Raw genomic sequence first — 15,939 nt, forward strand, 5'->3', positions numbered from 1 at the left:
ACATCCCCCCCACGAAATCGCGTTTTGGCCGGAAGGCCCCCGCTCCGTAAAATTCCCTGTTCGACAGCAGGCGCAAGTCGGCGCGCTGCGGGAGTGACTCAGGGAAGCGGCAGCGCGATGACGGTGACAGACGACGGCTCCATGGCCATGGACGAGGTGGTCTACGGACCGGGGATCGACCCCGAGCGCCTGGCCGTCTGCCTGAGCGTGCTGGAGGAACTGGACCGGATCGAGGTCGACCACCCCGACGCGATCGCGGTACGCCGGGCCACCTCGGCGATCTACCGGACGGTCAAGCAGCGTCGCCGTCAGGAACGCCGGGCCGCCAAGACCGCCCACGACAAGATGGTCACCGAAGCCACCGCGACCGGCTCCGCCGAGCGCATCGACGACGAGACCGAGGGCATCCTGCCCTCCTCCAAGGTCGACGAAGGCAAGATCGCGGGCATACTCCAGCGCCCGCGCTCCTGCTACACCTGCAAGGGCCGCTACGTCGAGGTCGACTACTTCTACCACCAGCTCTGCCCGGACTGCGCCCGCACGAACCGCGCCAAGCGCGACGCCCGCGCCGACCTCACCGGCAAGCGCGCCCTGCTCACCGGCGGCCGCGCCAAGATCGGCATGTACATCGCCCTGCGGCTGCTGCGCGACGGCGCCCACACCACCGTCACCACGCGCTTCCCCAAGGACGCCATCCGCCGGTTCAAGGCGATGGAGGACTCGGCGGACTGGATCCACCGGCTGGAGGTCGTCGGCATCGACCTGCGCGATCCCGCGCAGGCCGTCGCCCTCGCCGACCAGGTCGCCGAGGCGGGCCCGCTCGACATCCTGATCAACAACGCGACCCAGACCGTGCGCCGCCTGCCCTCCGCGTACGCCGCCCTGGTCGACGGCGAGAGCGCTCCGCTGCCCGCCGGGGAACTGCCCGCCCACCAGGTGATCGGTGCCTTCAACTCCGGCGCCGTCGACGGCATCGCCGCGCTGCCGCTCGGCACCAGCGGCCTGGACGCGCAGAAGGTCGCCGACCTCGCCCTCGTCGCGGGCAACGCCAGCGTCGCCCGGCACCTCGACGGCACCGCCATCGACGCCGGCGGCCTCGTCCCCGACGTCGTCGAGTCCAACACCTGGGTCCAGACCATCGAGCAGATCTCGCCGGTGGAATTGCTCGAGACCCAGCTGTGCAACTACACCGCGCCGTTCATCCTGATCAGCAAGCTGCGCCCCGCCATGGCCGACGCCGCGAAGAAGGCGGACAGCGGGCGGGCGTACGTCGTGAACGTCTCGGCGATGGAGGGCGTCTTCGGCCGCGGTTACAAGGGCGCCGGGCACCCGAACACCAACGCCGCGAAGGCTGCCATGAACATGGTCACGCGGACCAGCGCCCAGGAGATGTTCGACACCGACGGCATCCTCATGACCTCGGTCGACACCGGCTGGATCACCGACGAGCGTCCGCACTTCGACAAGCTGCGCCTCGCCGAGGAGGGCTTCCACGCCCCGCTCGACCTGGTCGACGGCGCCGCCCGCGTCTACGACCCGATCGTGCGCGGCGAGGCGGGCGACGACCTGTACGGCGTCTTCATGAAGGACTACGCGCCGGGCAAGTGGTGACGTCCTGGTGGGTCACGTGGTGTGACGTGCGTGACGTGACGTGACCTGGCGTGACGGCGGGGAGCCGGGGCGCGGAGGTCAGTCGACCGCGCCGAGGCGTGAGTTGCGGGCCGCGACCAGCTCCAGGACCGTGCGCCAGTCCTCCAGCACGCCCGCGTCGAAGCCCCCGGCGCGGCCCTCCTCCGCGGCCTGATACAGGCGGAGCTGATCGTCGTCCGCGGGGCCGCCGTCCCCGCGGACCAGCCGGAACACCCGTTCCCCGAGCAGTGCCCGTACCGCCTCGGCCGCGTCCTGGGCCCCGGACGGCTCGTCGGTCGGGTGCGACGCCGGGTGCGGCGCCGGGCCGAGGCCGCGGACCAGGCCGGCCACCTGGAGTTCCTTGTCGGCGGGCCGGCTGCGGCGCAGCAGCGCGGCGGTCCGCAGCGCGTGCTGGTGCCGGCCGGCGTACATCAGATCCATCAGATCCATCAGCTCCTCGACGCTGCGCAGCTCCATGCGTCAGTCCCTCCGCGAGACAGCCGTTACCGCATGTCACCAGATCATGGCGAGCTTGCGACCCGGCCAACGGCACTTGAACTGCGCCGCGTCCGGTGAACCGGCTCTCATCGGATCGAGGACACATGCGCGGCGGTGAGGCCGAGTGGGTGATTTGCCCGGTGGGCAGGTGATGCACTTTATGGTAAATAGCAGCATATTAGAGGACATTACTGGGCGATTTGCCGCGCGATAGTTACGTCTTGTTTGCACTCCCGATCGAGCGGGTGCCCGCTCATTTGGTTACCCTGGTAGGGACGGACAGCAACACGGGGTCCCACCCACACCCATCGTCCGTCCCGGGGTGAGCCGGTCGACAACGGCCTGCTCCGACATGAAGTACCGGCGCCACCGCGCCCGAACTGGCCTATACAGACCCGAGCGGGTGACGAGTGCCGGAGCGCAAGCTGCCCGGCCGGCCCCGAGGGTGACCGACACATAAGGAGTGCGCGGTGACACTGGAGAAGACGAATCGCGAAAAGGGCCCCAAGGAACGCGTCGACAGCGCGCGCCGCCGCCCGGACGAACTGGGCAGCCTCGACGTGTGGGCCCGGTCCGCCCCGATCCGCCTGGCGGGATACGAGGACGACCTCGCCGAACCCCACATCCTGCCGAGCGTGGACTGACCCGCGGGCCGGACCGTCGCGATCGCCGCGAGCATGGGCGTGACAGGGTCGCGCCCATGCTGATCACAGAAGCCGCGGCCGGGGACCGGCCGCGGATCCGGCGCTTGTGACACCGGATCGGCACCGGATCGTCGCAGCCGCCGAGACCTGCGCCTGGGACCCCGACACCCCGCAGGAAGCGGCCCGCGCCCTCTGAATGAGCCCGCCAGGCCCGGCGCGGACCCTAGACCCCGTCCGCCATGGGCGCCGACCGCCGCCACGGGCGCAGCTCGGCCAGTTCCTCCGCGAGGTCCAGCAGGCCGGCCTCCGTGCCGGGACGGCCGACCAGTTGCACCGCGCAGGGCGCGCCGGACGGCAGCGTGCCGAACGGGACCGCCATCGCGGGCCAGCCCGTCAGGTTCCACGGCGGGGTGAACGGTGAGTACGCCGTGTTCGCCAGGATGTTGCGCAGCCAGCCCCGCTCGTGCCAGGGCCCCGCCTTGGGGGAGCGGCGCGCGAGGGCCGGGGTGAGCAGGACGTCGTACTCGGTGAAGAACGGGGTCAGCCGCTCGCGCAGCCGCTCGCGCCCGTCCCCGTCGCGCACGGTCCGCACGAAGCGCCGGCCCACGGCCGCGTGCACCCGGGTCCGCCGGGCCAGCAGCGCCGGATCGAGACCCTCCGCGTCCACCGCCGTACCCGCCGTCCAGTGCCGCAGCGACGTCACGCCCAGTGAGAGGGGATAGGGCGGCTCGGCCCGCCGGACCCGGTGCCCGGCACCGGCCAGCACTCCGGCGGCCTGACGGACCGCGGTCGCGTACGGCCTGCTCACGCTCACCCCGGCGAGCGGGCTGCGCAGACCGACGGCGATCTTCCGCCGCTCTCGCTCCTCACGTCGTACGAACCCGGTGTCCGCGAGGACCGACAGCATCAGCCGCAGGTCCTCGACCGTCGTGGCCAGCGGACCGTTCTCCGCCATCCCGAACCAGTCGCCGTTCCCGATCCCCGCCGGCACCACCCCGTGCCCCGGCTTCAGAGTGACCAGTCCGCAGTTGGCCGCCGGGATGCGCAGCGAGCCCATCCCGTCGTTGCCGAGCGCGAGCGGCACCAGGCCCGCCGCCACCGCCGCCGCGCTGCCGCCGGACGAGCCGCCCGCCGTACGGGAGAGGTCCCACGGATTGCGGGCCGTGCCGTGGACCCCCTCCGTGGTGCCGAAGACGCACAGCTCGGGCACGTTCGTCAGCCCCACGACCACCGCGCCGGCCGCCCGCAGCCGTGCCACCGTCACATGGTCCTCGCCCACCGGAGTGTCCGGCGTCGCGGCCGAGCCGATGCGCAGGGCCTCACCGCGCACCGCCACGTTGTCCTTCACCGCCAACGGAACGCCCGCCAGGGGCAGTTCACCCAGATCGCCCCGCGCCCCGACCTCGTCCGCCTCCGCGAGCGCCGCCTCGGCCCGCACCATGCGGAACGCCCCCACCCGGCCGTCCAGCCGCTCGATCCGCGCGAGGTGCTCCGCGACGACCTCGCGCGGAGTGACCCGCTTCTCGCGTACGGCCGCGGCGATCTCGGCGGCACTCCGTCCGGCCCAGCTGCTCACAGGCACTCCTCGCTGTGTCTCGTCGTGGCGTCTCGTCGTGGTGTCCCGTCGCCGGGTCTGGTCGCCGTGTCTGGTCGCCGTGTCCCGGCCTGGGCGTTCGGCCGCTGGAGGCTACTCGCCGGTATGACCGAACGCGTAGGGAGAACTGTGCACGGTCGGGCGCGGCACGTCGAGAGGCAGGTGCGCGGAGTGTGTGCGGGCGTTCAGGGGTGGCAGGCGGGAAGGACTACGTGGGCGGAACTCTGCTCGATGCCGGGCTGAGCCCCGTTTCCGTCCCCGTCCCCGTCCGTGAGGAGTGAGAACACCGCATGCCCCCTGCCGTGCGCTTCGGCGTCAACTACACCCCCAGCGAGGGGTGGTTCCACCACTGGCTCGACTTCGACCTCGACTCCGTACGCGCCGACCTCGACGCGATCGCCGCCCTCGGCCTCGACCACATCCGCGTCTTCCCGCTCTGGCCCTGTTTCCAGCCCAACCGCACCCTGATCCGCCCCCGCGCCGTCGACCAGCGCGTCGCCCTCGCCGACGCGGCAGCCGAACGCGGCCTGGACGTCAACGTGGACGGCCTGCAGGGCCATGTGAGCAGCTTCGACTTCCTGCCCGCCTGGACCCGCACCCGGCACCGGCGCAACCTCTTCACCGACCCCGACGTGGTCGACGGCCAGGCCGCCTACCTGCGCACCCTCGCCGCCGCCCTCGCCGACCGGCCGGGCTTCATCGGCATGACCGTCGGCAACGAGGTCAACCAGTTCGCCGCCGGACCGCACCCCGACCCCGACCGGATCACACCGGAGGAGGCCGAGCGATGGCTGACCCGGCTGCTCGCCGCGCGCGCCGAGGGCGCCCCGGACCGGCTGCACCTGCACGCCTCGTACGACGCCGCCTGGTACCAGGACGACCAGCCCTTCACCCCCGGCCACTCGGCCCGCCTCGGCGACGTCACCGCCGTGCACTCCTGGATCTTCAACGGCACAGGCCAGCGGCACGGCCGCACCTCCGTACCGGCCGAGCACCACGCCGCCTACCTGGTCGAACTCAGCAAGGCCTGGGCCGAGGAACCCCACCGGCCCGTGTGGCTCCAGGAGGTCGGCGCGCCCGCGCCCCTCGTGCCCCCCGAGCACGCCGCCGCCTTCGCCGAGGCGACCGTCCGCCACGTCCTGGACTGCCCCGACCTGTGGGGCATCACCTGGTGGTGCTCCTACGACGTCTCCCGCGACCTGGCCGACTTCCCCGAACTCGAATACGGCCTGGGCCTGTTGACCGACGACCGGCGCCCCAAGGACATCGCGCGCGTACTGGCCGACGCGGCTCGCGCACCTCATGAGGCACCCGCGGTGCGCGGCACCGCCCTCGTCGTGCCCGCCGACCCGGCCCACCGCACCCTGTGCGCCCCCGGCGGTCCCGTCTTCGACGCCTGCTTCCGGCTCGTCGCCGACGGCGCCCGCCCCACCACCGTCCTCGACACCCGCGCGGACGACAAGGAACACCTCGCCGCCCGCGGCATCACGGAGGTCGTCACCCCCGAACAGGTGCTCGCCGTCCCCCACATAGGCGCGCGCTCGTGAACCCGCCGGACAGGAGAGACAGTGAGGAGAGACGGCCGCACGGTTCGACGCGCGTGCCGTGGGGGAGCTGTACAGCGCCTCGTCGACTCCGGTGACCGTCACCCATAGCCGGTAACCACCCGTTACCACCCCGCAGGCCCACCCCCTGCCCCCCAACCCCCTGATCACCCCGCAGACCCAGCAGGGAGCACTCCGCATGCATGACGACCGCAATCTGGTCGAAGCACGCCTCCGGCGCGTCCTCGACGAACGCATCCGTCCCGCCGTGTACCCCGAGTCCGTGCCGCTGCGGGTCGCGGTGTGGCACGCGCCGGGCGAGCCGGTCCCGGTCGAGGAGGGCCTCGCGGCCGAGCCCGAGCCGATCGAGGTGGGGGCGCGGTGGGGTGCTCCGTGGGGCACCAGCTGGTTCCGGGTGACCGGGACCGTGCCCGGGACGTGGGCCGGGAAGACCGTCGAGGCCCTGCTCGACCTGGGCTTCGACGAGAACATGCCCGGATTCCAGTGCGAGGGCCTGGTCTACCGGCCCGACGGCACCCCGGTGAAGGGCCTCAACCCGCGCAACCAGTGGGTGCGCGTCGGCGCGCCCGTCGAGGGCGGGGAGGAGGTGCGCCTGCACGTCGAGGCCGCCTCCAACCCGGTCATCCTCGGCTACCCCCCCTTCCGGCCCACCCCGCTCGGCGACAAGGACACCGCCGGGCACGAGCCGCAGTACACGCTGACCCGCATGGACCTCGCCCTCTTCGACGAGACCGTGTGGCACCTGATGCTCGACCTCGAAGTCCTCGGCGAGCTGATGGCCGAGCTGCCGGCGGACTCGGCGCGCCGCTGGGACATCCTGCGGGCGATCGAACGGGCGCTGGACGCCGTCGACCTCCAGGACGTCAACGGCTCGGCGGAACGGGCCCGGGAGCAGCTCACCGGGGTGCTGTCGGCGCCCGCCGTGCCGTCCGCCCACCGGATCAGCGCCGTCGGCCACGCGCACATCGACTCGGCGTGGCTGTGGCCGCTGCGCGAGACGGTGCGCAAGGTGGCCCGTACGACGTCCAACATGACCGCGCTCATCGAGGACGAGCCGGACTTCGTCTTCGCCATGTCGCAGGCCCAGCAGTGGGCGTGGGTGAAGGAGCACCGGCCCGAGGTGTGGGCACGGGTGAAGAAGGCCGTGGCGGAGGGGAGGTTCGTGCCGGCCGGCGGGATGTGGGTGGAGTCGGACACCAACATGCCAGGCTCGGAGGCGATGGCACGGCAGTTCGTGCACGGCAAGCGGTTCTTCCTCGACGAGTTCGGCATCGAGAACGAGGAGGCCTGGCTGCCGGACACCTTCGGCTTCGCCGCCGGCCTGCCGCAGATCATCAGGGCGGCCGGTTCCAAGTGGCTGCTGACACAGAAGATCTCCTGGTCGCAGACCAACAAGTTCCCGCACCACACCTTCCAGTGGGAGGGCATCGACGGCACCCGCGTCTTCACGCACTTCCCGCCCGTCGACACCTACAACTGCTCCATGAAGGGCAGCGAGATCGCCCACGCGGCACGGAACTTCCGGGACAAGGGCCGGGCGCGGCACTCGCTCGCCCCCTCCGGCTGGGGCGACGGAGGCGGCGGCACGACCCGTGAGATGGTCGCCAAGGCGGCCCGGCTGCGCGACCTCGAAGGCTCGGCGACCGTCGTCTGGGAGACCCCGCGCGCCTTCTTCGAGAAGGCCCAGGCCGAGTACCCCGATCCGCCCGTCTGGGTCGGCGAGCTCTACCTCGAACTGCACCGCGCCACCCTCACCAGCCAGGCGAGGACCAAGCAGGGCAACCGCCGCAGCGAACACCTGCTGCGGGAGGCGGAGCTGTGGGCGGCGACGGCCGCCGTGCGCACCGGATTCCCCTACCCGTACGAGGAGTTGGACCGCATCTGGAAGACGGTCCTGCTCCACCAGTTCCACGACATCCTGCCCGGCTCGTCGATCGCCTGGGTGCACCGGGAGGCGCGCGCGACCTACGACCGCGTGGCCGCCGAGCTGACCGCGATCACGCAGGCCGCCCAGCGCGCCCTGGCCGGCGAGGGCGACGAGCCGCTCGTCTTCAACTCCGCCCCGCACGCCCGCGCGGGCATCGCGGCGGGCGGCGCCGGCCGCGCGGTGACCGACGGCCGCACGACCCTCGCGCCCCGACCTGGCGGCGGACACGTCCTGGACAACGGACTGCTGCGGATCGAGATCGACGCCCGGGGCCTCGTCGTCTCCGCGTACGACCACGCCGCCGACCGCGAGACGATCGCCCCCGGCAGCGCGGGCAACCTCCTCCAACTGCACCCGGACTTCCCGAACATGTGGGACGCCTGGGACGTCGACGCCTTCTACCGCAACACTGTCACCGACCTCACGGAGGCCGACGAGGTCAGCGTCGGCGAGATCAGCGGCGGCGAGGACGGGGCGTCGGTGCGGATCGTCCGGTCCTTCGGCGCCTCGCGCGTCACCCAGGTGCTGTCGCTGCCGGCGGGGGAGCGGAGGCTGGACATCGACACCGAGGTCGACTGGCACGAGACGGAGAAGTTCCTCAAGCTGGCCTTCCCGCTCGACCTGCACGCCGAACGGTACGCGTCCGAGACCCAGTTCGGGCACGTCCACCGGCCCACCCACACCAACACCTCATGGGAGTGGGCCAAGTTCGAGGCCTGCAACCACCGCTTCGTCCATCTGGCCGAACCGGGCTGGGGCGTGGCGGTCGTCAACGACTCGACGTACGGCCACGACGTGACCCGCACCGTCCGCACCGACGGCGACCGGGGTACGACGACGACGGTCCGGGCCTCTCTCCTGCGCGCCCCCCGCTTCCCGGACCCCGAGACCGACCAGGGCGTCCACCGCTTCCGGCACGCCCTGATCCCGGGTGCCGGGATCGCCGACGCGGTCCGCGAGGGCTGGCGGATCAACCTGCCGCAGCGGCGCACCACCGGCGCCCGCGAGGTCGCCCCGCTGGTCACCGTGGACGACGACGCGGTCGTGGTCACGGCCGTGAAGCTCGCCGACGACGGCAGCGGTGACGTGGTCGTCCGCTTCCACGAGGCCCACGGCGGCCGGGCCCGCGCCACCCTCACGGCCGGCTTCGCGGTCGCCGACGTCCAGGTGACCGACCTGCTGGAACGCCCGGACAGGGCGGGGGAGCGGGTGGAGTGGGTGGCGCGGGAGGAACGGGAGGAGCGGGGCGAACGGGAGGAGCGGGGCGAACGGGTGGCGCGGGAGGAGCGGGAGGGTGCGCGGATCGCCGTACGCCTGCGGCCGTTCCAGCTGATGACGCTGCGGCTGCGGCAGGCCTGAGCCCGTCACCCGTCGCCAGGTGCCGCCGCTGATCAGGACGCGTCGCGGCCGACGGCCTTCACGAAGTCGCCGGGCTTGTAGCGCCGGTCGAAGAACGCCTGCTCCGGGCCGTACCAGCGGATGAGGGCGAACCAGCCGCGGCCCGGGACGGTCCTGATCCAGTTGCCGGCGCCCTCGGGGCGCTCGGGGCCGACATGGATGGTGACCGACTTGTCCTCGCCGAAGACGATGTCGTTCATGCCGTTGAGGGAGGAGTACGTCTGGCCCTCGGCGTCGACCTCGGCGGCGGTCTCGGCGTCGTACAGCGTCAGGGACCAGAACAGCCGGGCCGGCGGGTCGGCCGGGAGGTCGATCCGGTAGGTGCGTCCGCCGGTCAGCAGGTCGCCGTCGTGGTCGCGGTAGGCACCGGCGTACTTCGCTCCGAACCCGACGACGGAGCTCATCATCCCGGTGCTGATCGAGTAGTGATTGACGAACATGTGCGCCTTGGCGTCGACATCGGTGTGGCCGGTGGCGCGGTCGCGGAACTCCTCGTCGAGCAGGGTGTGCCAGAAGTCGTCCTGGGCGGTCTTGGCGTGTGCCACCCACCGCCGGTCGTCCCACCACAGGGCCCCAGGTTCGCGGTCGAAACCGGCGGCGAGGGTCTTGGCCGTCTTCCAGCCGGTCCGCGCGGCCAGCTCCAGCAGTTCGCGCTGACGCGGTGCCGGATCGAACGGACGGCCCTTGCGGATGCCCAGGGCGGACAGGGCGCCGTGCATGTAGGGATCGACCCGGTCGACCCGGTCGGCCTGGACGAAGGCGTCGAGCCGGTGGAAGTAGGAGAGGTCACGCGGGAACAGGGCGTCCACCGGGACGTCGGAGGCGTGCGCGTAGCGCATCGGTGCCGCCTCCCCACGCAGCGGATACATGCGCATGCCCTCGATCGCCGCGATGCCCGGTGACAGGTCGTCGACCGAGGTGAAGAAGCCGCGCAGCAGGAAGAAGACGCCGTCGGTGCGGCTGCGGTAGACGAAGTACCCGTCGTACTCGCCCGCCCGCTCCGGTTCGTGCTCCTCGGGGACGATCAGGTACCTGCCGCCCTTGCCGTGGTCCGGGCCGGGCAGGCCGATGTCGCCGCGGTAGCGCACGCCGTCGATGACGGGCCCGGTGAGGGGCCGGTGCCAGAAGTCGTCCACCAGGCCCTGGATGCCCGGCGGCGCCTCGACCACGAGCGGCCCGGTCTCGCCCAGGTCCGCGAACGCCATCCCGTAGATCACGTCGCAGTTGGGTGTGGTGATGATCGTGCGCGGCTTCAGCCGCTTCTCGAACACCGACATCACCTGGTACCCGTAGCCGAACTCCCGGCCGAGGCCGTCGCGCATCGCGCACATGTTCACGGCCGGCAGCGCCCACAGATACACCTGCACGGCACGCTGGAAGAACAACTCGTCCTCCAGCGTCCGCGCGGTCGCGTCCGTGGGATACCCGCCGGTGAACGGGAGCGAGGCCAGTTCCCGGTAGCGGTCGAGCGAGGACGTCATCGGCGGGCACCTCCGGTACTGCCGGGAAGCCAGAGCGGAATAAATCGGATCTTAAGGGGTGAATCGTCCGCCGGCGTGCCCGGCGTGCCCGGCGTGCCCGGCGTGCCCTGCGGGGGTGCGCGAGCACCCCGTCGGAGCCGGCGGTCTTCGGACGGGCTAGTCAGACCGGGTGCCGGCGCCGCGGCGCCCGTAACGTCGGCTCATGACCCCTTTCGCAGCCGACCCCTCCGCAGGGCTCGCACCGCCGGTGTCCGGGGCCCGCATGACCGGTGACTACCTGCGCACCATGGGGCGGGCCGCCTACCTGTGGGGCTGGCCGCTGGTGAACATGCACAACCGGCTCGGGCTCATGGAGCGGGTGCCCTCGCCCGGGTTGCTCGGCGGCGTGATCCCGGCAGGGCCGCCGGGGACGCTCGGGATGCTGCACGACTACATCGCGCCGGACGAGCGGATCGTGGCCTGCCCCAACCAGGACGTGGCCTACGGCTTGGGGATCCTGGACGCGCGGCGCGGGCCGACGGTGGTCCAGGTCCCGGACTTCGGCGGCCGGTTCTGGGTCTATCAGGTGGTCGACCAGCGTACGGAGGCCTTCGCCCGGCTCGGGGCGATGTACGGCACGGAGCCGGGCTGCTACCTGCTCGCCCCCGCCGGATGGGACGGGCGGACCCCGGAGGGGATCGTCGAGGTGTTCCGGTACGACACCCGGATCGCGGCATGCATCCCCCGGGTCTTCCTGAACGACACCGACGAGGACCGCGCCGCGATCCAGCCGCTGGTGAACCGGATCATGGCCTACCCCCTGGACGAGTACACCGGGCAGCCGCGCACGACCGACTGGTCACAGGCGCCGGCCTTCCCGGCCGGGAACGCGACCGGCGGGGAGCGGGAGACCCAGTGGGTCGACCCGCACACGTTCTTCGACATCCTCCCCGCCGTCCTGGACGAGGTGCCCCCGCGCCCCGGCGAAGAGGCCCTGTACGGAGTGCTCCGGTCGCTGGTTGGGGAGGCCGCGCGTGATCCGAAGGCGGCCATGGCGCTGCGGGACGCGGCGGTCGACGCGGACTCCACACTGGTGCGGGAGCTGTTCGAGTTCCGGAACATCGGCATCCCGCTCGGCCACCACTGGAGCACCCAGCGCAACGGGGCGCAGTTCGGCGGCGACTACCTCAGCCGCACCGCCATGGCCAGGGCCAACATCTTCGTCAACCCGCCGCGCGAGACGGCCTACTTCTACCAGGACCTGGACGACGACGGAGAACTGCTCACCGGTGAGAACGGCTACACGCTCACCTTCGCCGCCGGGGCACTCCCGCCCGTCAAGGGCTTCTGGTCGGTGACGCTCTACAACGAGCACCACTTCTTCCACCCCAACGAACTGCACCGCTACTCCCTGGGCACCAAGAACAAGGGCCTGCGCAACGGTGACGACGGCTCCCTGACCCTGTACGCCGGCGCCCGGCCGCCCGCCGGCGAGGAGAACCTCCCCAACTGGTTGCCCGCCCCCACGGGACGCTTCTCGCTCTACCTGCGCGCGTACTGGCCCGAACCGGCGGCATACGACGGCAGTTGGCAGCCCCCGGCGGTCAGAAGGACGACCGGCTCACACTGACCGTCCGTCCGGCCGCCCGTCCGCCTCACGGGACGACAGGTACCCTCGGCCGCTTGCCCCGGTCGGCTCCGGCGGCCTCGGCTCCCACTCGCCTGCCGCGCCCTCGGCGCCCACTCGCCACCCGCGCCCTCAGCTCCCGCTCGCCCGCGGAACCTCCGCCGCCCCGAGCTGCGCCCGCAGCCACTCCTCCACCTCGCCCACGTGCGCGGCGGCAGCCGCGCGGGCGGCCTCCGGGTCGCGGGCGGCCAGGGCACGGTGGATGGCGGCGTGTTCGCGGCGGGTGCGGGTGAAGGCGCCCTCCTCCTGGTAGCCGCGCCAGACGCGGGCGCGGAACGTGCGGGAGGAGAGGCCGTCGAGGATGGCGGCCATGGTCTCGTTGCCGGCGGCGTTCGCGATCTCGCGGTGGAAGGCCAGGTCGTGGGCGAGGATCTCCTCCGGGTCGTCGGTGGCGTTCATCGCCTCCAAGTGCTTCTCCACCTCGCCGAGTTGGTCCTCGGTGATGCGGGCGGCAGCCAGTGCGGTCGCCGTGGCCTCCAGGACCCGGCGCACCTCCAGCAGTTCCACCAGGCGCGGCCCCCGGGACAGATCGGCGACCACACCGAAGGTCTCCAGCAGGTCGCCAGCCTCCAGCGCGGTGACGTAGATGCCGGAACCGTGCCGGGCCTCCAGGACGCCGAGGACCGTCAGGGCGCGGATCGCCTCGCGCATCGAGCTGCGGGAGATGCCCAGTTGGGCCGCGAGGTCCCGTTCGGTGGGCAGACGCTGGCCCGGCTCCAGTGAGCCCTCGGCGATCATCGCCTTGATCCGCTCGATCGCGCGCTGGGTCACGGTGCCCTTCGGCTGGTCCGTCTTGTCCATGCCGCTCCTCCAGTGTCCGGGTCTGTCGCAGTGTAATCACCGAAGTGGTCGGACCACCCTGCGCAGCACACCGCAAAATCAGGCTCCTGGGGGTGTTCCGGCGAGAGATTGGTCTGATAAATGTTCTGGCAACTGCTCGAACGCCCCCGACGAGGAGCCGCGGATGCCCGCCAGTACAGCCAGGAAGCGCAAGCGGTCACGGATCACCGGCGTGGTGGCTCTGGCCGTCGGCGCCACGCTCATGCTCAGCGCATGCGGCAGCACGAAGGACGAGGCGAGTGCCGGTGGTGGCGGCGGCTCCGGGAAGGTCGGGGTGATCCTGCCGCTGCTGACCTCTCCGTTCTGGCAGTCGTACAACGACTACGTGCCCAAGATGGCCACGTCCGAGGGGGTCGACGCGCTGAAGACGGTCAACTCCAACAGCGATCCCTCGCAGCAGATCACCGACATCAACAACGAGCTGAACCAGGGTGTGAAGGGCCTGGTGGTCGCCCCGCTGGACAGCGCCGCCATCCAGGCCGGACTCGACCAGGCCGAACGCAAGGGCGTTCCCGTCGTCGCCGTGGACGTCGCGCCCGACAAGGGCAAGGTCGCCATGGTGGTGCGGGCCGACAACGTCGCCTACGGCGAGAAGGCCTGCGAGTACCTCGGACAGCACGTCAGCAGCGGCAAGGTCGTGCAGATCATGGGTGACCTGGCCTCCGTCAACGGCCGTGACCGCTCCGAGGCCTTCCGGTCCTGCGTGAAGAAGAAGTACCCGAAGCTGAAGGTGCTGGAGATCCCCGCCAAGTGGGAGTCCGACACCGCGGCCGCCAAGCTGGACACGCTGCTGGGCGCCGACCCCGACATCAAGGGCATCTACATGCAGGCGGGAGGCGTGTACCTCGCGCCGACGCTGCAGACCCTCAAGGCGAAGAACATGCTGAAGACGGCGGGGCAGAAGGGGCACATCGTCATCGTCTCCAACGACGGCATCCCGCAGGAGTTCGACGCCATCCGCAAGGGGCAGATCGACGCCACCGTCTCCCAACCCGCCGACGCCTACGCCAAGTACGGCATGTACTACATCAAGGCGGCGATGGCGGGGAAGACGTTCGAGCCGGGTCCGACCGACCACGGCTCGACCATCGTCAAGCTGCCCAGCGGCATCCTGGAGGACCAGCTGCCCGCGCCGCTGGTCACCAAGGAGAACGTCGACGACCCCAAGCTCTGGGGCAACACGGTCACATGAGCGCACCTCGTGTTGAAGCCCTTGTCGAGGCCGAGGGCATCGTCAAGCGGTACGGCCCCACGGTCGCCCTCGCCGACGGCCGGCTGACCGTGCGGCCCGGCGAGTCCCACGCACTCGTCGGCCGCAACGGCGCCGGCAAGTCCACACTGGTCAACGTCCTCACCGGGCTCCAGGCGCCGGACCGGGGCACCGTACGCTTCGACGGCGAGAGCGCACCCCCGCTCGCCGACCGGGACGCCTGGCGCCGCAAGGTCGCCTGCGTGTACCAGAAGCCCACGGTCGTCCCCGAGTTGAGCGTCGCCGAGAACCTGTTCATCAACCGGCAGCCGCTGCGGCGCGGGCTCATCAGCTGGCGCCGGCTGCGCGCCGAGGCCGCGGAACTGCTCGCCACCTGGGACGTGCGCGTCGACCCGGCGGCCCGCACCGCGGACCTGCGGGTCGAGGACCGCCAAATGGTGGAGATCGCACGGGCGTTGAGCTTCGGCGCGCGGTTCATCGTCCTGGACGAGCCGACCGCCCAGCTCGACAACCGGGAGATCGAGCGGCTCTTCGGCCGGATGCGCGCCCTCCAGGACTCCGGGGTCACCTTCCTGTTCATCTCGCACCACCTCCAGGAGGTGTACGAGGTCTGCCAGACGGTCACCGTGCTGCGTGACGCCCGCTGGATCACCACCGCCCCCGTCGCCGAACTGCCCAGGGCCGCGCTGGTGGAGGCGATGGCCGGCGAGCGCGTCGCCGAGCACGCCGTAGACGCGCGGGACGCGGTCGCCGCCGACGCTCCGGTCGCCCTCGACGTGCAGGGCCTCGCGTCGCCGTCGTACCAGGACATCGACCTGGCCGTCCGGCACGGCGAGGTCGTCGGACTCGCCGGATCCAGCGGCAGCGGGAAGACCGAACTGGCCGAGTCCCTCGCCGGACTGCACACCCCGATGCGCGGCACGGCCCGGATCGACGGCCGCCCCCTGCCGTTCGGGGACGTCGGGGCGGCGCTCGCGGCCGGCGTCGGCTGCGTGCCCCGCGACCGGCACGAGCAGGGCCTCGTGACCGCGATGAGCATCGGCGACAACGCCACCCTCAGCGTGCTGGACCGCCTCGGCCGCCACGGGTTCGTCGGCACCCGGAGAAAGCGCGCGGTCGCCACCGACCTGATCGCACGCCTCGACATCCACACCGAGGGCCCCGACCAGCCCGTCTCCGATCTCTCCGGCGGCAACGCGCAGAAGGTCGTCATGGCCCGCGCCCTCGCCTCGGAACCGAGGCTGCTCGTCCTGATCAACCCCACCGCGGGCGTCGACGTGAAGTCCAAGGAGTCGCTGCTGGCCCGCGTGGACAGCGCCCGCGAGGACGGCACCGCCGTGCTCGTCGTCTCCGACGAACTCGACGACCTGCGGCGCTGCGACCGAGTCCTCGTCCTCTTCCACGGCCGGATCGTCGCCGAGCATCCGGCGGGCTGGCACGACCACGAGCTGATCGCATCCATCGAAGGAGTGGACCATGGCTGAGGA

At 71.7% G+C, this 15,939-nt stretch carries 11 protein-coding genes; 7 read left to right on the plus strand and 4 right to left on the minus strand.

Annotated features, from left to right (window positions below):
* Nucleotides 1–117 precede the first annotated feature (117 nt).
* Nucleotides 118–1,611 carry an SDR family NAD(P)-dependent oxidoreductase gene (locus tag ACGFYV_RS14865; protein WP_393878770.1) on the plus strand — a complete coding sequence of 498 codons (1,494 nt, stop codon included), beginning with the start codon at nt 118–120 and terminating at the stop codon, nt 1,609–1,611.
* A gap of 78 nt (nt 1,612–1,689) precedes the next feature.
* Here ACGFYV_RS14865 and ACGFYV_RS14870 read toward each other — a convergent pair whose 3' ends face one another.
* Nucleotides 1,690–2,106, minus strand: coding sequence for a hypothetical protein (locus tag ACGFYV_RS14870; RefSeq protein WP_393878771.1), 417 nt, complete (start codon nt 2,104–2,106; stop codon nt 1,690–1,692).
* A gap of 491 nt (nt 2,107–2,597) precedes the next feature.
* On the opposite strand from ACGFYV_RS14870, the gene ACGFYV_RS14875 reads away from it, so the two are divergent.
* Nucleotides 2,598–2,771, plus strand: a complete 174-nt coding sequence (locus ACGFYV_RS14875; protein WP_393878772.1) for a hypothetical protein — start codon at nt 2,598–2,600, stop codon at nt 2,769–2,771.
* A 223-nt stretch (nt 2,772–2,994) separates the two neighbouring features.
* Here ACGFYV_RS14875 and ACGFYV_RS14880 read toward each other — a convergent pair whose 3' ends face one another.
* On the minus strand, nt 2,995–4,347 hold the full coding sequence (locus ACGFYV_RS14880; protein WP_393878773.1) for an amidase: 1,353 nt from the start codon (nt 4,345–4,347) through the stop codon (nt 2,995–2,997).
* A gap of 308 nt (nt 4,348–4,655) precedes the next feature.
* Between ACGFYV_RS14880 and ACGFYV_RS14885 the strand changes: the two genes are divergently transcribed.
* Together ACGFYV_RS14885 and ACGFYV_RS14890 are read left to right on the plus strand one after the other, a co-directional pair.
* Nucleotides 4,656–5,912 carry a glycosyl hydrolase gene (locus ACGFYV_RS14885; protein WP_393878774.1) on the plus strand — a complete coding sequence of 419 codons (1,257 nt, stop codon included), beginning with the start codon at nt 4,656–4,658 and terminating at the stop codon, nt 5,910–5,912.
* A gap of 196 nt (nt 5,913–6,108) precedes the next feature.
* Nucleotides 6,109–9,216, plus strand: a complete 3,108-nt coding sequence (locus ACGFYV_RS14890; protein WP_393878775.1) for an alpha-mannosidase — start codon at nt 6,109–6,111, stop codon at nt 9,214–9,216.
* Nucleotides 9,217–9,248: 32 nt separating this feature from the next.
* On the opposite strand, the gene ACGFYV_RS14895 is transcribed toward ACGFYV_RS14890, so the two are convergent.
* A complete protein-coding gene (locus ACGFYV_RS14895; RefSeq protein WP_393878776.1) occupies nt 9,249–10,736 on the minus strand; it encodes a DUF1254 domain-containing protein in 1,488 nt (495 codons plus the stop codon).
* Nucleotides 10,737–10,938: 202 nt separating this feature from the next.
* Here ACGFYV_RS14895 and ACGFYV_RS14900 point away from each other — a divergent pair, with 202 nt between their 5' ends.
* A complete protein-coding gene (locus ACGFYV_RS14900; protein WP_393878777.1) occupies nt 10,939–12,345 on the plus strand; it encodes a DUF1254 domain-containing protein in 1,407 nt (468 codons plus the stop codon).
* A gap of 129 nt (nt 12,346–12,474) precedes the next feature.
* On the opposite strand, the gene ACGFYV_RS14905 is transcribed toward ACGFYV_RS14900, so the two are convergent.
* Nucleotides 12,475–13,203, minus strand: a complete 729-nt coding sequence (locus ACGFYV_RS14905) for a FadR/GntR family transcriptional regulator (RefSeq protein ID WP_393878778.1) — start codon at nt 13,201–13,203, stop codon at nt 12,475–12,477.
* A gap of 163 nt (nt 13,204–13,366) precedes the next feature.
* On the opposite strand from ACGFYV_RS14905, the gene ACGFYV_RS14910 reads away from it, so the two are divergent.
* The gene (locus tag ACGFYV_RS14910; RefSeq protein WP_393878779.1) at nt 13,367–14,434 is read left to right on the plus strand and encodes a sugar ABC transporter substrate-binding protein; all 1,068 of its coding nucleotides are present in this window, start codon (nt 13,367–13,369) and stop codon (nt 14,432–14,434) included.
* Nucleotides 14,431–15,936, plus strand: a complete 1,506-nt coding sequence (locus ACGFYV_RS14915) for a sugar ABC transporter ATP-binding protein (RefSeq protein ID WP_393878780.1) — start codon at nt 14,431–14,433, stop codon at nt 15,934–15,936. The genes ACGFYV_RS14910 and ACGFYV_RS14915 overlap by 4 nt, the downstream gene beginning before the upstream one ends.
* Nucleotides 15,937–15,939: the final 3 nt, after the last annotated feature.

The organism is Streptomyces sp. NPDC048297, from assembly GCF_043201585.1.
Taxonomy (GTDB): domain Bacteria; phylum Actinomycetota; class Actinomycetes; order Streptomycetales; family Streptomycetaceae; genus Streptomyces.